The following is a 20,632-nucleotide window of genomic DNA, read 5'->3' as shown; positions in this document are numbered from 1 at the left end:
CGCATGTTCGGTTTCTTCTCCCTGAAGGTGGCGCGGGCCCGGCGGCTCGGCCCGTCGCTGGTCCGCGTCACCTTCACGGGGGCGACCGGTGACGAGCTGAAAGGTTTCGCCGCCGGGGGCCGCGACCAGAGCCTGTCACTGTTCCTGCCGCACCCGGGCCAGCCGGAGCCGGTCATGCCGCCGGTGGCGGACGGGGACCTGTACGGCGCGCTCGGCGCGTGGCGGGCCATGCCGGACGACGTACGGGCGGTGATGCGCTCGTACACCGTGCGGGAGCAGCGCCAGGACCCGGACGAGGTGGACATCGACTTCGCCCTCCACGAGGACGGCGGTCCCGCGTGCCGCTGGGCCGCGCAGGCCTCGGAGGGCGACCGGGTGGTCGTCCTCGGCCCGACGGTCGCCGACAACACCGGTGTGCGTTTCCGGTTGCCCGAGGACGCGGACGAGGTGCTGATCTGGGGCGACGAGACGGCGCTGCCCGCCGCCTCGTCGATCCTGGAGTGGCTGCCGGCCGGGACCAGGGCGCGGGTGTGGCTCGAAGTCCCGTACGCCGCCGACCGGCTGGAGCTGGCGACCGAGGCGGACGCGACCGTCACCTGGCTGGTCCGGGAGGAGGGCGCGCCCGCCGCCGTCGACGCCGTACGCGCCGCCGAGCTGTCCGGCACGGCTCCGTACGCCTGGATCGCGGGCGAGTCCGGTTCGATGAAGGCGCTCCGCCGCCACCTGGTCAACGAGCGCGGCATCGATCGCCGGCGCGTGACGTTCGTCGGCTACTGGCGCAAGGGCCTGAGCGAGGACGCGCTCCGGGAGGCCCCGGACGCGGCCGAGGACGAGGCGTAGGCCCCGTCCCCGACCGCGCGTCCGCCCCCGACCGCGCGTCCGTCCCAGAGCGCCCGGTCCGGGACGTACGCCGTGCCGGCGCCCTGACGGGCCGGAACCCCGGGGATCCGCCGGGGGACGCGTGACCAGTGGCCTCGCACCACGGCCACGCGCCCGAGCGGGCGGCCCGGGTCGCCGGTGCCGGTGTCCAGGGCGCCGCCGTCCACGGCCGGATCCCGCCCGAGCCGCCGGACACCCAGGTCGTCGCTCCCGAGCCCAAGTCCCGGCACCCACCCGGGACGCAAGCCGGGGCGGTCACGTCCGGCCGTGCAAGACGCGGGCGTTGCGGCCGGGTGCGGGCGCCAGACGGTGCATCACGCGGCCGGCCCGCCGCCGGCCCCGTGCCGCCGCAGGCCCGGACGCACGCGGGCAGGCCCGGACGCACGCCCGGAACGTCACCGGGCACGGCGCGGTCCCAGGCCGGGGGTCCAGCCCCGGGCGCCCGGCCGGTGCGCAGGCCCGCCCACGGCGGGGCTCAGGCGCCTGCCTGGGAGCCCGCCAGGGGCACCGCACCGCGCCCGCCAGGGCGCCGCACCGCCGTGCAACGGCCGTGCAACGGATGGGCCCTGTGAGAGGCCCGCATCCGTTGCAGGTTCAAATTAGGTTAGGCTAACCTTACTTACCACCGCGGCTCCTCAAACCCCTCCTGTCCCCTGAGGGCCGATCAAGTCCCCGTACCCGGGAGGACATCGCATGCGCTCGCACCTGCTCAATGACGCAACCGCCGAGCAGTACCGGCGTTCCGTCACCGAAGGAGTCGAGCGGGTGGCGAACCGGCTCGCCTCCACCCGACAGCCGTTCACCGGCGTCACCCCCGACGAACTGGCCCCGCTCATCTCCGCCGTCGACCTCGACCGGCCGCTCGGTGACGCCTCCGCCGCGCTCGACGAGCTGGAGCAGGTCTACCTCCGCGACGCCGTCTACTTCCACCACCCCCGCTACCTGGGCCACCTCAACTGCCCGGTCGTGATCCCCGCCGTCCTCGGCGAGGCGGTCCTCTCCGCCGTCAACTCCTCCCTGGACACCTGGGACCAGAGCGCCGGCGGCACCCTCATCGAGCGGAAGCTGGTCGACTGGACCACCGGCCGCATCGGCCTCGGCCCGGCCGCCGACGGGGTGTTCACCAGCGGCGGTACGCAGTCCAACCTGCAGGCCCTGCTCCTCGCCCGCGAGGAGGCCAAGGCCGCCGACCTGGCGAAACTGCGGATCTTCACCTCCGAGTGCAGCCACTTCAGCGTCCAGAAGTCGGCCAAGCTCCTCGGCCTCTCCCCCCAGGCCGTCATCGCGATCCCCACCGACCGCGACAAGCGCATGCAGTCCGTCGCCCTCGCCGCCGAGCTGGAGCTGTGCGCCGCCCAGGGGCTGACCCCCATGGCGATCGTCGCGACCGCCGGCACCACCGACTTCGGGTCCATCGACCCGCTCCCGGAGATCGCCGAGCTGGCCGCCCAGTACGGCGCCTGGATGCACGTCGACGCCGCGTACGGCTGCGGCCTGCTCGCCTCCCCCACCCGCCGCCACCTCCTCTACGGCATCGAGCGCGCCGACTCGGTCACGGTCGACTACCACAAGTCGTTCTTCCAGCCGGTCAGTTCCTCCGCCCTGCTGGTCCGCGACGGCGCCACGCTGCGCCACGCGACGTACCACGCGGAGTACCTCAACCCGCGCCGCACGCTCGAAGAGCGGATCCCCAACCAGGTCGACAAGTCGCTCCAGACCACCCGCCGCTTCGACGCGCTCAAGCTGTGGATGACGCTGCGCGTCATGGGCGCCGACGGTGTCGGGCAGCTCTTCGACGAGGTGTGCGACCTGGCCGCCGCAGGCTGGGACGTGCTGGCCGCCGACCCGCGCTACGACGTCGTCGTCGAGCCGTCGCTGTCCACCCTCGTCTTCCGCTACATCCCGGCCGACGTCACCTCGCCCACCGAGATTGACCGCGCCAACCTCCACGCCCGCAAGGCGCTGTTCGCGTCGGGCGAGGCCGTCGTCGCCGGTACGAAGGTCGACGGCCGCCAGTACCTCAAGTTCACCCTGCTCAACCCCGAGACGACCGTGCACGACATCACCGCCGTCCTCGACCTGATCGCCGGCCACGCCGAGCAGTACCTTGGAGAGAACCTTGTCCACGCCTCGTGACATCCACGATTTCGTCGGTATCGGACTGGGTCCGTTCAACCTCGGCCTCGCCTGCCTGACGGAGCCGATCGACGAGCTGAACGGCGTCTTCCTCGAATCGAAGCCGAACTTCGAGTGGCACTCGGGGATGTTCCTCGAAGGCGCCCACCTCCAGACGCCGTTCATGTCGGACCTCGTCACCCTCGCCGACCCGACCTCGCCGTACTCCTTCCTCCAGTACCTCAAGGAGAACGGCCGACTGTACTCGTTCTACATCCGCGAGAACTTCTACCCGCTGCGGACCGAGTACAACGACTACTGCCGCTGGGCCGCCGGCAAGCTGAGCAGCGTCCGCTTCTCCACCACGGTGACGACGGTCGAGTACGACGCCGAAGAGGAGCTGTACGCGGTCCGTACCACCGCCGGCGAAACGTTCCGCGCCCGCCACCTCGTCCTGGGCACCGGCACCCCGCCGTACATCCCGGACGCCTGCCAGGGCCTGGACGGCGACGTCATCCACAACTCGCGGTACCTCCCCAGCAAGGAGGCGCTCCAGAAGAAGAAGTCGATCACCCTCGTCGGCAGCGGCCAGAGCGCCGCCGAGATCTACTACGACCTGCTCAGCGAGATCGACGTCCACGGCTACCGGCTGAACTGGGTCACCCGCTCGCCGCGCTTCTTCCCGCTGGAGTACACCAAGCTCACGCTGGAGATGACCTCCCCGGAGTACGTGGACTACTTCCACGCCCTGCCCGAAGCCACCCGTTACCGCCTGGAGACGCAGCAGAAGGGCCTGTTCAAGGGCATCGACGGCGAGCTGATCGACGCCATCTTCGACCTGCTGTACCAGAAGAACCTCGGCGGCCCGGTCCCCACGCGCCTGCTCACCAACTCCTCGCTGAACACCGCGACGTACGAGAACGGCACGTACACGCTCGGCCTGCGCCAGGAGGAGCAGGGCAAGGACTTCACGATCGAGACCGACGGCCTGATCCTCGCCACCGGCTACAAATACGTCACGCCCGAGTTCCTGAACCCCGTCAAGGACCGCATCCGCTGGGACGGGCAGGGCCGCTTCGACGTCGCCCGCAACTACTCCATCGACACGACCGGCCGAGGCATCTTCCTGCAGAACGCCGGCGTGCACACCCACTCGATCACCAGCCCCGACCTGGGGATGGGCGCCTACCGCAACGCGTACATCATCGGCGAACTGCTGGGCTCCGAGTACTACCCCGTCGAGAAGTCCATCGCGTTCCAGGAGTTCGCCGTATGAGCACCACCGGCACCACCGCCACCACCACCAATGTCGGCACCTTCACCTTCCGCCCCCTCGACCCGCTCACGGACGGCGAGCTGGTCCACAGCTGGGTCACGCACCCGAAGGCCGCCTTCTGGCTGATGCAGCACCACACCGTCGCGGACGTCGAGCGCGAGTACATGGCCATCGCCGCCAATGAGCACCACGACGCCTTCATCGGCCTGCGCGACGGCAAGCCCGCGTTCCTCATGGAGCGGTACGACCCGTCGAAGGTCGAGCTGGTCGGCCTGTACGACGCCCAGCCGGGCGACGTCGGCATGCACTTCCTGGTCGCCCCGACCGACACACCCGTCCACGGCTTCACCCGTGCCGTCATCACGGCCGTGATGGCGGAGCTGTTCGCCGACCCCGCGACCGAGCGGGTCGTCGTCGAGCCCGACGTACGCAACAAGGCCGTCCACGCGCTCAACGAGGCCGTCGGCTTCGAGATCGTGGAGAAGATAGCCAAGCCGGAGAAGGACGCGTACCTCAGCGTGTGCACCCGGGAGCAGTTCCACGCGGCCGTGGGGGCCGACCGATGAGCCCCATGAACCCCGTCGCGCACCTCACGCCCGACCGCTGGGCGCACGCCAACCGCCTCCTCGTCCGCAAGGGCCTCGCCGAGTTCACCCACGAGCGGCTGCTCACCCCCGAGTCGCTGGGCGGCAACCGGTACCGCGTCCTCAGCGACGACGGCACGGTCGAGTACCGCTTCACCGCCGACCGGTTCGCCCTGGACCACTGGCAGGTGGACGCCGACTCCATCAGCCGCCACCAGGGCGCCGAGCAGCTCCCGCTGGACGCGCTGCGGTTCATCATCGAGCTGCGCGGCTCGCTCGGCCTGAGCGACGAGATCCTGCCGGTCTACCTGGAGGAGATCTCCTCCACGCTCTCCGGTACGGCGTTCAAGTCGACCAAGCCGCAGGTCCCGGCCGCCGAACTGGCCAAGGCGGACTTCCAGGCCGTCGAGACGGGCATGACCGAGGGCCACCCGTGCTTCGTCGCCAACAACGGGCGGCTCGGCTTCGGCATCGACGAGTACCACGCGTACGCGCCGGAGGCGGCCAACCCCATCCAGCTGATCTGGCTGGCCGCGCGCCGCGACCGCACCACCTTCACGGCCGGCGCGGGCATCGACTACGAGACGTTCGTCCGCGCCGAGCTCGGCGACGACACCGTCGACGGCTTCGCCAAGACGCTCGCCGACCAGGGTCTGGACTTCGCCGACTACCTGCTCATGCCGGTCCACCCCTGGCAGTGGTGGAACAAGCTGTCCGTCACGTTCGCCGCCGAGATCGCCCAGCAGCGCCTGGTCTTCCTCGGCGAGGGCGACGACCGGTACCTGGCGCAGCAGTCGATCCGTACGTTCTTCAACACGAACGACCCGGCCAAGCACTACGTGAAGACGGCCATCTCGGTCCTCAACATGGGCTTCATGCGCGGCCTGTCCGCCGCGTACATGGAGGCGACCCCGGCCATCAACGACTGGCTGGCCAACCTGATCGACGGCGACGACGTCCTGAAGGCGGCCCGCTTCTCGATCATCCGTGAGCGTGCGGCGGTCGGCTACCGGCACCTGGAGTACGAGGCCGCGACCGACCGGTACTCCCCGTACCGCAAGATGCTCGCCGCGCTGTGGCGCGAGTCCCCGGTGCCGACCATCGCCGAGGGCCAGCGCCTGGCGACCATGGCGTCCCTGCTGCACACCGACCACGAGGGCGCGTCGTTCGCGGCCGCGCTGATCGCCGAGTCGGGGCTGGCGCCGACGGAGTGGCTGCGCCGCTACCTGGACGCGTACCTGCTGCCGATCCTGCACACCTTCTACGCGTACGACCTGGCGTGGATGCCGCACGGCGAGAACGTGATCCTGGTGATCGAGGGCGGCACGGTCCAGCGGGCGATCTTCAAGGACATCGCCGAGGAGATCGTGGTGATGGACCCGGACGCGGTGCTGCCGCCGGCGGTCGAGCGGATCCGGGTCGACGTGCCCGACGACACCAAGCTGCTGTCGGTCTTCACGGACGTCTTCGACTGCTTCTTCCGCTTCCTGGGCGCGACGCTCGCCTCCGGGGGTGTGCTGGACGAGGACGACTTCTGGCGGACGGTCGCCGAGTGCGTGCGCGCGTACCAGGAGTCGAAGCCGGAGCTGGCGGACAAGTTCGCGCAGTACGACATGTTCGCCGACGAGTTCACGCTGTCGTGCCTCAACCGGCTCCAGCTGCGCAACAACAAGCAGATGGTGGATCTGGCGGACCCGTCGAGCGCGCTCCAGTTCGTCGGTACGCTGCCGAACCCGATCGCCCGGTTCGCGTAGCCACGGTCCGGCCGGGGCGCCGCGCGGAGTACGGTCCTCCGCGCGGCGCCCCGGCTCTTTTCCTACTCCGTACGCCAGTCCACCTGCGGCGACCGGTAGAAGTCGACGCCCAGCGCCTCCAGGCGCGGCCCCTGCCCCCCGAGCCGCTGCCTGTACGTCTCCCAGTCGTGCGTCGCGGCCGGCGACCAGCCCAGCTCGGCGGCGCCGAGCAGCCGGGGGAAGGCCATCTGGTCGATGTGCGCGCTCGACGCGATGGTCTCGGTCCACAGCGGCGCCTCGACACCGGCGACCGCTGAAGCGGGCACGCCCGGGAGGTACGCCGCCGGGTCCCAGTCGTACGAGCGCTGGACCTCGACGTACCCGGCCCAGGACAGGCCGAGCGGGGTGTCCTTGGTGTACTTCATGTCGAGGTAGAGCCGGTCGGCGGGCGAGAGGATCAGCCCGGTGCCGTTCCGCGCGGCCGCCGCCACCCGCGCCTTCTCGGCGTCGCTCGTACGGTCCAGGCCCCAGTACTGGGCGAGCGCGCCCTCCGCCGGGTTGGCGCCGACGAGCTGGTGCCAGCCGATGACGGTCTTTCCGTACTTCACCACGGTGGCCTGCGCCCGGTCCATGAAGGTGACGTAGTCCTCGTGGCTGGTGGAGTGGGCCTCGTCGCCGCCGATGTGGAGGTAGCGGCCGGGGGTGAGCGCGGCGATCTCGCGGACGACGTCGTCGACGAAGTCGTACGTGATGTCCTTCGCCACGCACAGGCTGCTGAAGCCGACGGCCGTGCCGGTGTAGAGGGGCGGGGCGATGCCGTCGCAGTTGAGCTCGGCGTACGAGGCGAGGGCCGCGTTGGTGTGGCCGGGCATGTCGATCTCGGGCACGACCTCCAGGTGGCGGGAGGCGGCGTACGCGACGATGTCCTTGTACTGGGCCTTGGTGTAGTAACCGCCGGGGCCGCCGCCGACCTGGGTGGAGCCGCCGTAGGTGGCCAGCCGGGGCCAGGAGTCGATGGCGATGCGCCAGCCCTGGTCGTCACTCAGGTGCAGGTGCAGCTTGTTGATCTTGTACAGCGCCATCTGGTCGATGTAGCGCTTGACCTGCTCGACGGTGAAGAAGTGCCGCGAGACGTCGAGCATCGCGCCCCGGTAGGCGTAGCGGGGCGTGTCGGTGATGGTCCCGCCGGCGACCCGCCAGGGGCCGGGCTGCCGGGTGTCCTCCTCCACCGACGCCGGGAGCTGCTGGCGCAGTGTCTGGACGCCGTGGAAGAGCCCGGCGGGCGTACGGGCGGTGATGGTGACGCCCCGGCGCCCGGACTCCAGCCGGTACCCCTCGTCGCCGAGCGCCGCCTCGCGGCCGCTCAGCCGCAGCCGGATGCCGCCGGTTCCGCCGTCGTGGTCCACGACCGGCAGCGCGTACCCGGTGGAGGGCCGCAGCAGGTCCGCCAGGTACGCCCCGACGCGGCGCGCCTCGCGCGAGTCGTCGTCCACATGGATCCGGGTGCGGGCGGTGAGGGTGTACGGGCTGCCGCCGGGGCGTGCGGAGGCGGGTACGGGCACGATGTCGCCGAGCGGCCGCACGCCGGGCGTGGCGGCGGCTCCACCAGGCGCGGCCCCGCCGGGCGCGGCCCCGCCGGGCGCGGCCCCGATCCCGGTGATCCCGGCGGCCACGACGAGGAGCAGCGAACCGAGGAGGCGGAGGCGGGGGAACGTTCTGCGCTGTGTCACAAGCTGGTCCCTTCGACGGGCGTCGCAACTGCGGGCTTGTGCAACCGAACGGTCACCATCCGTACCGCGCGCCCCAGGGCCGGTCAAGGTGTAGACCACTCTCGTATCTCCGGGTGACTCGTACCGCGAAACAGGCGGTTCTCAAGCAACTCTGACCAAATCGGACCTACCTTCACCTCTCTCCTGCCCGATATCGGGCAGGATTGTTGCCATCCGCACCCCACTCCTTCAATATCTACGAGTGCTCGAACACCGCCCGTCGCACGACGACCTCATCGACCACCTGGTCCGCAGCACCGCGCTCCAGCGCGGTGAGGCCGCCCGGGTGGTGCTCGACGTGCTGGCGTACTTCGACGAGACGACCGAGGAGTTCGTCCGCCGCCGCCACCGCGAACTGCAGTCCGGCGGCGAGGTGAACTCCGCGATCTTCGAACGCATCGCGGCCGAACTGCCGCACCGCGCCGTGGCACCACCGGAGCTCTCACTCCGGCAACTGCGCCGCATCGTCTACGGCTGAGCACACACCACGAACCTGGAGGGGCAACACTTTATGTGCGGAATTGTCGGCTATATCGGTAAGCGTGATGTGGCTCCGCTGCTGCTGGAAGGTCTGGCGCGGCTGGAGTACCGGGGGTACGACTCGGCGGGCATGGTGATCACCAGCCCGAAGTCCACCGGCCTGAAGATGGTCAAGGCCAAGGGCCGGGTCCGTGACCTGGAGGCCCGCGTCCCCAAGCGCTTCACCGGCACCACCGGCATCGCCCACACCCGCTGGGCCACCCACGGCGCCCCCAGCGACATCAACTCGCACCCGCACATGGACCCCGAGAACAAGGTCGCGGTCGTCCACAACGGCATCGTCGACAACGCCGCCGAGCTGCGCGCCAAGCTCGAGGCGGACGGCGTGGTGTTCGCCTCCGAGACCGACACCGAGGTCCTCACCCACCTGATCGCCCGCTCCCAGGCCGAGACCCTGGAGGAGAAGGTCCGCGAGGCGCTCAAGGTCGTCGAGGGCACGTACGGCATCGCCGTCATGCACGCCGACTTCAACGACCGCATCGTCGTCGCCCGCAACGGCTCCCCGGTCGTCCTCGGCATCGGTGAGAAGGAGATGCTGGTCGCCTCCGACATCGCCGCGCTGATCGCCCACACCCGCCAGATCGTCACCCTCGACGACGGCGAGATGGCCACCCTCAAGGCCGACGAGTTCCGTACGTACACCACCTCCGGCACGCTGACCACCGCGACGCCCGAGACCGTGGAGTGGGAGGCCGCCTCGTACGACATGGGCGGTCACGACACCTACATGCACAAGGAGATCTCGGAGCAGGCCGACGCGGTGGACCGCGTCCTGCGCGGCCGCATCGACGAGAAGTTCTCCACCGTGCACCTCGGCGGCCTGAACCTGGACGCCCGCGAGGCCCGTGGCATCCGCCGCGTGAAGATCCTCGGCTGCGGCACCTCGTACCACGCCGGCATGATCGGCGCCTCGCTCATCGAGGGCCTGGCCCGTATCCCGGCCGACTCCGAGCCGGCCTCCGAGTTCCGCTACCGCAACCCGGTCGTGGACCCCGACACCCTGTACATCGCCGTCTCGCAGTCCGGTGAGACGTACGACGTGCTGGCCGCCGTCCAGGAGTTGAAGCGCAAGGGCGCGCGGGTGCTCGGTGTCGTCAACGTGGTGGGATCCGCCATCGCCCGCGAGGCCGACGGCGGCGTGTACGTGCACGCGGGCCCCGAGGTCTGCGTCGTCTCCACCAAGTGCTTCACCAACACGGTCGTCGCCTTCGCGCTGCTCGCCCTCCACCTGGGCCGCATCCGTGACCTGTCGGTCGCCGACGGCAAGCGGATCATCGAGGGCCTGCGCAGGCTGCCCGGCCAGATCCAGGAGATCCTCAAGAGCGAGGACGACATCAAGAAGCTCGCCGCCGAGTACGCGGACGCCAAGTCGATGATGTTCATCGGCCGTGTCCGGGGCTACCCGGTCGCCCTGGAGGCCTCCCTGAAGCTCAAGGAGATCTCCTACATCCACGCCGAGGCGTACCCGGCCTCCGAGCTCAAGCACGGCCCGCTGGCGCTCATCGAGCCCGCCATGCCGACCGTCGCGATCGTCCCGAACGACTCCCTGCTGGAGAAGAACCGGGCCGCGATGGAGGAGATCAAGGCCCGCAGCGGCAAGATCCTCGCGGTCGCGCACCAGGAGCAGGAGAAGGCCGACCACACGATCATCGTCCCGAAGAACGAGGACGAGCTGGACCCGATCCTCATGGGCATCCCGCTCCAGCTCCTCGCCTACCACACGGCCCTGGCCCTCGGCCGCGACATCGACAAGCCGCGCAACCTCGCGAAGTCCGTCACCGTGGAGTAAATCCCGCCCCTGACGTCCGAAGCGACAATCGAGCAACCCCCACGGCGGCCAACCACCTCCGCGAGAGCGGCGGCGGTTCGGCCGCAAAGGGGGCAACCCCCGGCGCGTGCCACCAACGCGCCGGGGGTCGCCCTTTTCGTACGGCCGGTGCCGCCCTTGCACCGGCCTCAGTGGCCGCTTCAGCCGGTGGCCGTCACACCCCGGCCCGCGGCGCGCCCCTGGAACGTGGGCCACTTGGCGAGCGACGCCGTCGCGCCGTACCAGGCGCCGAGGCCCGCGAGTGCGGCGGCCCAGCCGCCGATCTGGCCGAGGGCGGAGGCGTCCGCGAAGGAGCCGATGCCGGAGAGCAGCAGGGAGAGCGTCAGCAGCCCGTACACGCCCTGCCCGAGCAGCCCGCTGCCGGAGGCGGCCGCCGTCAGGCTGAGCGACAGCATGGCCCACAGGACCATGAACAGTCCGCCGGCCTCCGCGGAGACCCCGGAGCCCTCGCCGGTGCCCCAGGCGAACCAGAAGGCGCCGAGGCCGGCGAAGGCGGTGCCGGTACGGCCGTCGCCCGCGCGCAGTTCGAAGAGGCCGGCGACGAAGAGGGCGACCCCGCCGACCCAGGTCGCGAGAACCGCGGCGTCGGAGGCCGCGACATTGTCGATCACACCGGTGCTGCCTACGCCGAACGCCAGCAGTGTCAGGCCGAGTGCGAGATGGCCGAGAGTGGAGGTGGTGCTCCCCGCAGAGACGTCGTTGTCCACGGCGGGCTCCCTTCATGCTCATGTGCAGTTGTGCTGCTTCCCAGCCACCTGGATATACCCTTCACAAGCGCACAACCCACCTCGCGAGGCGGCCGAATTTCGCCCAAGGGGAGGGAAATTGACGCCGTATCACCGGCGGATAACAGCAGGGCTACGGGATGACGACGACCGGCCGCTGCGCGCGCCGCGCCAGCCGTCCGGCGACCGAACCGAAGATGCGGCCGACGATGCCGTGCGTGGAGCCGACGACGATGGCGTCGGCCGAATACTCGCGGCCGACCTCCTCCAGCTCGTGGCAGATGTCGCCGCCGCGCTCGACGAGGATCCACGGCACCTCGGACAGGTAGTCCGCGCAGGCCAGCTCCAGCCCGAGGACCTCGGTGCGGTGGTCGGGTACGTCGACGAAGACGGGCGGCTCGCAGCCGGCCCACACGGTGGTGGGCAGCCGGTTCGCCACGTGCACGATGATCAGGCCCGAGCCGGACCGCCGGGCCATGCCGATGGCGTACGCGAGCGCCCGCTCACTGGAGGTCGAGCCGTCGAAGCCGACGACCACCCCGTGCTGGAAGGCGGGATCGCAGGAGTGGCGCGTCTCGTCCGCCGCGAGGGGGTCGACCGGGGAATCGGCGACCTGCCTGCGGTCCGCGGGTTCAGGGATTTCGTGACCGGCCATCGGTGTCTCGGCGAAGAACGTCCTCGTGGGAAGGAGCAGGGGTCCAACGGTTGGCGATGGAGGTGTGTCCGGGAATCATCTTCCCAACCGCATACCCCCAAGGGTACGGCGGCACTCCTCCGCTGCCCAGTGCCCGCCACCCTGCCGCGGCGGTCACACGGCGTTCCAGGGAGCATGCACGAGCCCGCCCCGTATGGCAATGCCGGGTGCCCCCTACAGCCGTCCCCCGCCCCACGCACCACGGGCCCCACCGCCCCCGGCATCCCCTCCCCACCAGCACGAACCCGCCCCGGCCGCCACCGCGCCACCAGTCGGCCGCGGGCCACCCGCGCTGCCCCGCGCCCCCAGCCGCCCCGGCGCGCCGGCCGACCGGCCACGGCACGCGAGCCACCGCCGGCCCCGACCCGGCCATCCCCATCCGGCCACCCCCGCCAGGGTCCCCGGACGGCCACCACACCGCACCGCAGACCCGCCCCGGGCCACCGTCACCAGCCCTTGCCCGGACACACCCCCGGGCCCCACCCCGGCCTGGACGACGCACCAGCACCCCCGCACCGCCGCGCCCGGCCAGGACGGCGCGCGCCCGCGCCGACGGCCCCGCGGCCACCGACACAGCCCCGGCGACGAGCCCGCCACCGGGCCACACCCACCCGCCCGGACCGCCCGCCCGGCCCACGCAGCCACACCCACCCGCCCGGACCGCGCGCCCGAGGCCCCGCCGACCCGCCCGCCCGGGCGCCTGACCGGCACCCCGCCGCCGCCCCGCCCGCCCGGGACGAGGCGGGCACCCACGCCGGCTGCCCGCCCCCCCCCCAGCCGGGAAGGGCACAAGCCCGTCGGCCACCCGCGGGTGCCCGTCCGGGCCGGCACCGCGCCGGAGGAGGGACCGCTGTCCGAGACCGCCCGCGCGCCCGCCCCGGCGCCGGCCCCGCGAGGGGTGCGGGCCGGCGACCGTCTCCCCGGCCATCCGGGGCGCGAGGCAGTGACCGGGGCGGCCGGTTGTCGTTGGCCACTCGGTCCGACCGGTCATACCGCAGCCGCCGGCCGCAGCAACAGCTCGCAGCCGTACCCGTAGCCCGTAGCCCGTTGCCACAGCCCGCAGCCCGCAGCCCGCAGCCATCAGGGAGCTTCCGTGCCCGCACGCCCGTCCGCCCCGGCCCCGTCGTCCGCATCCGACTCGGCGAGCGATGTGGTCCGCTGGGCGGCCTTCAGCTGTGCCCTGGTCCCCGTCGTCCTCCTCGTGTACGGCACGTCCTTCGGCGGCGCGGCCGGGACCGCTCTCGGGCTGGCCGCCGTGACCGCCGCCTGCCGGGTGCTGCTGCGCCGTTCGGAGCGGGTCGCCGAGGCGAGCAGTCGGCGGCAGAGCGTCCCGCACCGCGGGGGCCGGCACTCACGGCCGGGTGCGGGGGCGCGCCGTGGGGGCCGTCACGGGGCGGGGTGTGCGCCCGGAGACTGAGGGGTTCGCACACGCGCGCCCGTAGGTTTTCAGCCAACTTCGGCCGGGACGGCATTCCTTGCCAGAATGGCCTGTCAACCCCCTTGTCACCAGGCAGGAAAGGACCGACGGGGCTGCTCGCACCCTACGCGGATGGGCCATGCACGTGAGGCGCACTTCCCTCCGCGCCCCGCGAGTGGAACGCTTCGTGATCGAATGCTTCGCGCCAAGTTGCCTTGTCGACATAGTGCTGGATGCGGAACTTGTCACTCCGGCGCCACGGGACACAGTAGATTCGATCATGACTATCGAAGACTGGGGACTCGTGCAAAACCGAGGGGAAACGTGCAGGAGCGACAGGACCGAGGAGACGCGAACACCGAGGGGGGCTTAGCGTCATGAGCCAGGACTCCGCCGCACCGGAGACCGGACGCAAACTGTCCGGACGGCGCCGCCGCGAGGTCGTCGCAGTGCTGCTCTTCAGCGGCGGCCCCATCTTCGAGAGTTCCATCCCACTCTCGGTGTTCGGGATTGACCGCCAGGACGCCGGAGTTCCGCGCTACAGGCTGCTCGTCTGCGCGGGCGAGGACGGACCGCTGCGGACCACCGGCGGGCTCGAACTGACCGCGCCGTACGGGCTGGAGGCCATCAGCCGGGCCGGCACCGTCGTCGTACCCGCCTGGCGGTCGATCACCTCGCCGCCACCGGCCGAGGCGCTCGACGCGCTGCGCCGGGCGCACGAGGAGGGCGCCCGTATCGTCGGCCTGTGCACCGGCGCGTTCGTGCTCGCCGCCGCCGGTTTACTGGACGGCCGGCCCGCCACCACGCACTGGATGTACGCGCCGACGCTCGCCAAGCGCTACCCGTCGGTCCATGTGGACCCGCGGGAGCTGTTCGTCGACGACGGCGACGTACTGACCTCCGCCGGAACGGCGGCCGGAATCGACCTCTGTCTGCACATCGTGCGCACCGACCACGGGACGGAGGCGGCCGGGGCACTCGCCCGCCGGCTCGTCGTGCCGCCCCGGCGCAGCGGCGGGCAGGAGCGGTACCTCGACCGGTCGCTGCCGGAGGAAATCGGCGCCGACCCGCTCGCCGAGGTGGTCGCCTGGGCCCTGGAGCACCTGCACGAGCAGTTCGACGTGGAGACGCTCGCGGCCCGCGCGTACATGAGCCGGCGGACCTTCGACCGGCGCTTCCGGTCGCTGACGGGATCCGCCCCGCTCCAGTGGCTGATCACCCAGCGGGTTCTCCAGGCGCAGCGGCTGCTGGAGACGTCCGACTACTCGGTTGACGAGGTGGCGGGCCGCTGCGGCTTCCGCTCGCCCGTCGCGCTGCGCGGGCACTTCCGCCGCCAGCTGGGCTCCTCGCCCGCCGCGTACCGGGCCGCCTACCGGGCCCGGCGCCCGCAGGGGGACTCCGGGGGCCCGTCGGGGTCGTCGGGACCGTCCGGACCGTCGTCGGCCGTCGTGGAGTCCATGGTGCCCTCCCAGGTGCCGCCGGCGTCGAGACGGGCGGCCGCGGCGGCCACCGCGACGGGCCCGACAGCGACCTCCGCGGCCCCGCCCGAGCAGCACGGCAGGCCGCACGCGGACGCCTTCGGCGGCCGGGCGGCCCTTCCGGGGCAGCGCAGCGCGCCGTAGCAGGACCGGGGGACACCCGCGTACCGCCGTGGAGGGGCGGTCGCTGAGGGAGTGCGGGAGCGCACTCCCTCAGCGACCGCCCCTCTAAGGTAGGACGCATGAACGATCGCATGGTGTGGATCGACTGCGAGATGACCGGGCTCTCGTTGACGGATGACGCACTTATCGAGGTGGCCGCACTGGTCACCGACTCGGAACTGAACGTACTCGGTCAAGGTGTGGACATCGTGATCCGCCCGCCGGACGCGGCGCTGGAGACCATGCCGGACGTGGTGCGCCAGATGCACACCGCCTCCGGCCTCCTGGACGAGCTGCCCAACGGCACCACCCTCGCCGACGCCGAGGAGCAGGTCCTCGCCTACGTACGCGAACACGTCAAGGAGCCCGGCAAGGCTCCGCTGTGCGGGAACTCGGTCTCCACGGACCGCGGGTTCCTGCTGCGTGACATGCCGACGCTGGAGGACTACCTCCACTACCGGATCGTCGATGTCTCCTCGGTCAAGGAGCTGGCTCGCCGCTGGTACCCGAGGGCGTACTTCAACAGTCCGGAGAAGGCCGGCAACCACCGGGCGCTCGCCGACATCCGTGAGTCCATCGCCGAGCTGCGCTACTACCGCGAGGCCATCTTCGTCCCGCAGCCCGGCCCCGACTCCGACACGGCGAAGCAGATCGCCGCGCGCCACGTCCTGCCCGAGTAACGCGGCCGCCGGCCCGCCCGTCCGAAAGGCGGGAGCGAGCACCCTCTCGGACCCTGTACACTTTTTCTCGGCCGGTCGGGAAAAAGACCGGTCATGGTGGGTATAGCTCAGCTGGTAGAGCACCTGGTTGTGGTCCAGGATGTCGCGGGTTCGAGTCCCGTTACTCACCCTGATCGACGCAAGGGCTGACCTGTGAAAACGGGTCAGCCCTTCGTCATGTCCGGACAGCGTGTCCAGGCAGCGGCAGAGCGACCGGCCGGCGATCAGGGATGCCGGGCCCACGACGCCGAGCTGCTCCAGCTTCCCCGGGGTCCTCTCCCCCACGCCGGCCGGCACGCCCGCCAGGCGGCCGTGAACATTGCGGCAACGTTTCTCCGCGCGGTGGCGACTGTGACGTACGCAACACGTCCCTCTCCCCCACAGGAGGAATCGTGCACCACCCGCAGAACCGGATCCCCCGCACGAGACGCCGCTCCATCCTCATCGCCACCGCCGCCCTCTGTGCCATGTACGCCTCCCCGCACGCGTCCCCCGCCGGGGCGGCCGAAGCCGCCGCCGCCCGGCAGGCGGAGCGGCTCGACCGGGGCGTCGTCAGCGTCCACACCGGAACCGGCAACCTGGTCGGCTGGCGCTGGCTCGGCACCGACCCGGACACCGTGGCGTTCAACGTCTACCGCGCCGGCACGAAGGTGAACGCCACACCCCTCACCGGCGCCACCAGCTACTTCCACCCCGGCGCGCCCAGTCACGCCGACTACACCGTCCGCGCCGTCGTCGGCGGCGTGGAGCAGGGCGACTCCGTGCACGCCGTGCAGTTCCGCGCCGGCTACAAGGACGTGCCCATCACCCCGCCCGCCGGGGGCACGACGCCCGACGGGGTCGCGTACACGTACGAGGCGAACGACGCGTCCGTCGGCGACCTCGACGGGGACGGCGCCCTGGACTTCGTACTCAAGTGGCAGCCCACCAACGCCAAGGACAACGCGCACTCCGGCTACACCGGCAACACGATCGTCGACGGCATCCGGCTCGACGGCACCCGGCTGTGGCGGATCGACCTGGGGCGCAACATCCGCTCCGGCGCGCACTACACACAGTTCCAGGTGTACGACTACGACGGCGACGGGCAGGCCGAGGTCGCCATGAAGACGGCCGACGCGACCGTGGACGGTACGGGGAGGACCATCGGGAGCGCCTCCGCCGATCACCGCAACAGCAGCGGGTACGTGCTCACGGGGCCGGAGTACCTCACCATGTTCAACGGCCGCACCGGGGCCGCCATGGGGACGGTGGATTACGTGCCCGCGCGCGGCAACGTGGCGTCGTGGGGCGACAGTTACGGCAACCGGGTCGACCGGTTCCTCGCCGGGACCGCGTACCTGGACGGCGCCCGCCCCTCGCTCATCATGGCGCGCGGGTACTACACCCGGTCCGTGATCGCGGCCTGGGACTGGCGTGGTGGGCAGTTCACCCGGCGCTGGACCTTCGACTCCGCATCGTCGACCAACGCCGGCAAGGGGTACGACGGGCAGGGCAACCACAGCCTGTCCGTCGCCGACGTGGACGGCGACGGGCGGGACGAGATCGTGTACGGGGCGATGACCGTCGACGACAACGGCAACGGGTTGTGGACGACAAGGCTCGGGCACGGTGACGCGGGCCACGTCGGGGACCTCAACCCCGCCCGCGCGGGGCTGGAGTACTTCAAGGTGTCCGAGGACAGCTCCAAGCCCGGCTCCTGGATGGCCGACGCCCGTACCGGTCAGGTCCTGTGGCAGACCGCCACGGGCGGCGACAACGGCCGGGGTGTCTCCGCCGACATCCACGCGGGCTCCCCCGGCGCCGAGTCCTGGTCGGCGACCGACACCACACTCAGGTCACCGACCGGGGCCTCTCTCGGGCGGAAGCCGTCCAGCATCAACTTCGTCAGCTGGTGGGACGGCGACACCACCCGTGAGCTGCTGGACGGCACCCGGATCGACAAGTACGGCACGGGCGGGGACACCCGGCTGCTGACCGGCGCCTCCGTCGCGTCCAACAACGGCACCAAGGCGACGCCTGCGCTGTCCGGCGACATCCTCGGCGACTGGCGCGAGGAGGTCGTGTGGCGTACGTCGGACAACCGGGCGCTGCGGATCTACTCGACGCCGTACGAGACCAGTACGAGGATCACGACCCTGCTGCACGACACCATGTACCGCACGGGGCTGGCGTGGCAGAACACCGCCTACAACCAGCCCCCGCACCCGAGTTTCCCCATCGGGGCCGGGATGCCCACGGCACCCCGGCCGGCGGTGACGACCCCGGTCAGGACCCCGTAGTGTCGCCGTAGATGATGCCGCGGCCGTTGGTCGCCACGTACACCCGGCCGTAGACGCGGGGGTCGCCGGTGATGGCGGCCCCCGTCCAGCCCCACTGGTGGGCGTCGTCGTTGATCCGCACCCAGCTCGCCCCGGCGTCCGTGGAGCGGAAGATGCCGCGTACGCCGCCGATCTTCGCACTGGTGTAGAGCGCCTGGTACGTGGCGCCGGGCGCGGCCTTGCCAAAGCCGATGGTGTCGGCCTGCTCGACGCCGCTCACCTTGGTGAAGGTCGCGCCCGCGTCGGTGGAGCGCCACAAGCCGTACGTACTCGTCGGGGATCCGCCCGCGAGCCAGATGTCGCCGCTGCGGCCGGGAACCGCCTGGAAGCGGACGTTCCCGGTGGCGGGCAGGCCGGTGGCCCTGGCGCTGAAGGAGAGACCGCCATCCGTACTGACGTAGAAGGTCCCGTTCTTGAAGCCGTAGAACTTCTTGGCATCGACCCGGTCGGCCTCGACGGTGGCGCCCGCCGGGATGCCCTGGGACGGGGTCCAGGAGGTGCCGAAGCCCGCCGTGGTGTGGACGGCCGCGCCGTCCGGGCTCCACACGAACCGGCTGCCGTCGGCCGCCGCCGCGACCGTGCCGCCGCCGGAGACACCCGAAGGCTCCTGCCCTGCCCACCAGTTGGCGCCGTTGTTCGTGGAGAAGGCGATGCGCGGGCCGCCGTCGAGGTTGCCGACGCGGACGACCGTGTTCGGGTTGGCCTCGGCGTAGTCGAGGCTGGTGGTGGAGGTGAAGTTGGGGGAGGTGAACATCATGGACGGCACCTGGCGGACGTCGGTGTGGCGGAAGCCGCCGATGTCGCCGAGCGCGCTGATCAGCGGGGCGCCGGAGGGCGGCGAGACCAGGTCGAGGACGGCGGTCTCCTCCAGGCCCTGGACCATCGGCTTGATGGCGATCTTGCCGCCGCTGTCCCAGGCGGCGAGGTTCTCGGTGCCGTAGATGGTGGCGCCCGTCCCGTACATCATCCGGTTGGAGTCGAACGGGTCGATCTCCAGCGCCTCCGTCATCCAGCCGAGTTTCGGGGTCTGTTCGGGCGGGGAGGGGTGGGCGCCCCAGGTGAGCCAGGGGGAGGACGAGACGTCCATGGTGTAGCGGTTGGTGCGGTTGGGGTACGAGGTGTACTCCCACGCCCGCGTCCAGTTCGCGCCGCTGTCCGTGGTGCGGAAGATCTGCGTGTCGGGCCACCAGGAGCTGTAGCCGGTGACCATGACGGTGCCGGGCTTGCGGCGGTCGACGCTCAGGCCGCTGAAGCCGTAGTAGGCCTGGGGGTCGGGGGTGATGTCCTGCCAGGTGCCGGTCTTGGTGGCGTACCTCCACACGGCGCCCTTGCCGCCGTCGTACGGGCCTCCCGTGTCGCTGTACGCCAGGTAGAGGTGGCCGTTCGCCGCGTCGAGGACGCCCTTGTGGGCGAGGAGACCGGTGGGCTGGCCGGGCAGGCGGGTCCAGGTGGCGCCCGCGTCGGTGGAGCGGTAGACGGCGTTGGCCTTGTCGGCGACACCCACGTAGATCGTCTTGGTGGCGCTGCCGCGGGTGCCGGTCGTCTCGTCGAAGGTGACCCAGACGATGCCCTGGTTGTCGGAGGCGTAACCGCTGGTGTCGGACGGGTCCTGGGCGTAGTTGCCGGGGTTGGGGAACGCGGTGACCTGCGACCAGGTGGCGCCCGCGTCGGTGGAGCGCCACAGGCCCTTGCCGCTGGGCGCGCCGAGGTAGAGCACGCTGTTGCGGTTGGGGTCGACGGCGAGGCGCTCGCCCATGCCGCGGCCCGGCATGTTGCCGCCGAGCTTGAAGGGGAGGTCGGCCTTGCGCCAGGTGGCGCCGCGGTCGGTGGAGCGCAGGACGGCGCCGTTGCCGGGGTCCCAGCTGTTGGTGTACGTGCCGACGGCTGCGTACACCCGGCGCGGGTCGACGGAGTCGGAGGCGAGGCTGACGACGCCGGTGTGGCCCCAGTCGTCCCAGCCGACGTGGTCGAGCAGCGGGGTCCACGTCCTGGTCGCCTGCTGCCAGCGGTAGGCGCCGCCGATGTCGGTGCGGGCGTAGGCGAGGTTCTTCTCGGTGCGGTTGAAGACGATGCCGGGGACGAAGCCGCCGCCGTCGACGCGGACGTTCTTCCAGGAGTACGCGGTCGTCTGTGGGCCCGCCGTAGCCGCTGGTGGGCCCGCCGTCGCCGCTGGTGGCGCGGCGGTCAGCAGGCCGGCGGCGAGTGCCAGGCCGAGGAACAGGTTTCGCGTTCTGCGCACGGGGGCTTCCTCTCGGACGTGGGGGGTCCGCGGCGGGCCGTGGGCAGCCCGGCCCGCCTTGGTTTGACGCGTCGTGCACAAGCCTTGAACCAGTGGGAGCGCTCCCACTATGAGGAGAGGGAACCGGGGGGTCAAGGTGCTTGAAGAGTCGAA

15 protein-coding genes and 1 tRNA gene are annotated in these 20,632 nt (G+C 71.3%); 12 read left to right on the top strand and 4 right to left on the bottom strand.

Going from position 1 to position 20,632, the window contains the following annotated elements:
- Positions 1-3 precede the first annotated feature (3 nt).
- From AMK26_RS01240 to AMK26_RS01215, 5 genes are all read left to right on the top strand, one after another.
- A complete protein-coding gene (locus AMK26_RS01240; RefSeq protein WP_073750916.1) occupies positions 4-840 on the top strand; it encodes a siderophore-interacting protein in 837 nt (278 codons plus the stop codon).
- A gap of 732 nt (positions 841-1,572) precedes the next feature.
- Entirely contained in the window at positions 1,573-3,015 is a 1,443-nt protein-coding gene (locus AMK26_RS01230) for a pyridoxal phosphate-dependent decarboxylase family protein (protein WP_073750912.1), read from the top strand.
- On the top strand, positions 2,999-4,270 hold the full coding sequence (locus tag AMK26_RS01225) for a lysine N(6)-hydroxylase/L-ornithine N(5)-oxygenase family protein (protein ID WP_073750910.1): 1,272 nt from the start codon (positions 2,999-3,001) through the stop codon (positions 4,268-4,270). The genes AMK26_RS01230 and AMK26_RS01225 overlap by 17 nt, the downstream gene beginning before the upstream one ends.
- The gene (locus AMK26_RS01220; RefSeq protein WP_073750908.1) at positions 4,267-4,836 is read left to right on the top strand and encodes a GNAT family N-acetyltransferase; all 570 of its coding nucleotides are present in this window, start codon (positions 4,267-4,269) and stop codon (positions 4,834-4,836) included. The genes AMK26_RS01225 and AMK26_RS01220 overlap by 4 nt, the downstream gene beginning before the upstream one ends.
- Positions 4,833-6,608, top strand: a complete 1,776-nt coding sequence (locus tag AMK26_RS01215) for an IucA/IucC family protein (protein WP_073750906.1) — start codon at positions 4,833-4,835, stop codon at positions 6,606-6,608. The genes AMK26_RS01220 and AMK26_RS01215 overlap by 4 nt, the downstream gene beginning before the upstream one ends.
- A gap of 62 nt (positions 6,609-6,670) precedes the next feature.
- Here the strand turns inward: AMK26_RS01215 and AMK26_RS01210 are convergent, their stop codons facing one another.
- The gene (locus AMK26_RS01210; protein WP_073750904.1) at positions 6,671-8,317 is read right to left on the bottom strand and encodes a beta-N-acetylhexosaminidase; all 1,647 of its coding nucleotides are present in this window, start codon (positions 8,315-8,317) and stop codon (positions 6,671-6,673) included.
- Between the two features lie 241 nt (positions 8,318-8,558).
- Here AMK26_RS01210 and AMK26_RS01205 point away from each other — a divergent pair, with 241 nt between their 5' ends.
- Both AMK26_RS01205 and glmS read left to right on the top strand, forming a co-directional pair.
- Positions 8,559-8,834, top strand: coding sequence for a hypothetical protein (locus AMK26_RS01205; RefSeq protein ID WP_073750902.1), 276 nt, complete (start codon positions 8,559-8,561; stop codon positions 8,832-8,834).
- 33 nt (positions 8,835-8,867) lie between these two features.
- Entirely contained in the window at positions 8,868-10,685 is a 1,818-nt protein-coding gene (glmS, locus tag AMK26_RS01200; protein WP_073750875.1) for a glutamine--fructose-6-phosphate transaminase (isomerizing), read from the top strand.
- Positions 10,686-10,864: 179 nt separating this feature from the next.
- Here the strand turns inward: glmS and AMK26_RS01195 are convergent, their stop codons facing one another.
- Entirely contained in the window at positions 10,865-11,431 is a 567-nt protein-coding gene (locus AMK26_RS01195) for a GPR1/FUN34/YaaH family transporter (RefSeq protein WP_073750873.1), read from the bottom strand.
- 151 nt (positions 11,432-11,582) lie between these two features.
- The gene (locus tag AMK26_RS01190; RefSeq protein WP_073750871.1) at positions 11,583-12,104 is read right to left on the bottom strand and encodes a universal stress protein; all 522 of its coding nucleotides are present in this window, start codon (positions 12,102-12,104) and stop codon (positions 11,583-11,585) included.
- Positions 12,105-13,236: 1,132 nt separating this feature from the next.
- Between AMK26_RS01190 and AMK26_RS01185 the strand changes: the two genes are divergently transcribed.
- From AMK26_RS01185 to AMK26_RS01165, 5 genes are all read left to right on the top strand, one after another.
- Positions 13,237-13,560: a hypothetical protein gene (locus AMK26_RS01185; RefSeq protein ID WP_073750869.1), complete on the top strand. Its 324-nt coding sequence runs from the start codon at positions 13,237-13,239 to the stop codon at positions 13,558-13,560.
- A 377-nt stretch (positions 13,561-13,937) separates the two neighbouring features.
- On the top strand, positions 13,938-15,182 hold the full coding sequence (locus AMK26_RS01180; RefSeq protein WP_073750867.1) for a helix-turn-helix domain-containing protein: 1,245 nt from the start codon (positions 13,938-13,940) through the stop codon (positions 15,180-15,182).
- 98 nt (positions 15,183-15,280) lie between these two features.
- The gene (orn, locus tag AMK26_RS01175; RefSeq protein WP_073750865.1) at positions 15,281-15,880 is read left to right on the top strand and encodes an oligoribonuclease; all 600 of its coding nucleotides are present in this window, start codon (positions 15,281-15,283) and stop codon (positions 15,878-15,880) included.
- A 96-nt stretch (positions 15,881-15,976) separates the two neighbouring features.
- A tRNA-His gene (locus tag AMK26_RS01170) sits at positions 15,977-16,049 on the top strand.
- 337 nt (positions 16,050-16,386) lie between these two features.
- The gene (locus AMK26_RS01165) at positions 16,387-18,201 is read left to right on the top strand and encodes a rhamnogalacturonan lyase (protein WP_158071102.1); all 1,815 of its coding nucleotides are present in this window, start codon (positions 16,387-16,389) and stop codon (positions 18,199-18,201) included.
- On the opposite strand, the gene AMK26_RS01160 is transcribed toward AMK26_RS01165, so the two are convergent.
- A complete protein-coding gene (locus AMK26_RS01160; RefSeq protein WP_079277394.1) occupies positions 18,188-20,479 on the bottom strand; it encodes a WD40/YVTN/BNR-like repeat-containing protein in 2,292 nt (763 codons plus the stop codon). The genes AMK26_RS01165 and AMK26_RS01160 overlap by 14 nt on opposite strands.
- Positions 20,480-20,632: the final 153 nt, after the last annotated feature.

It is taken from the genome of Streptomyces sp. CB03234, from assembly GCF_001905885.1.
In the GTDB taxonomy this organism is placed as follows: Bacteria; Actinomycetota; Actinomycetes; order Streptomycetales; family Streptomycetaceae; genus Streptomyces.
The sequence above is the reverse complement of the archived record's forward strand: the minus strand, read 5'-3'. Positions and strand labels throughout refer to the sequence as shown.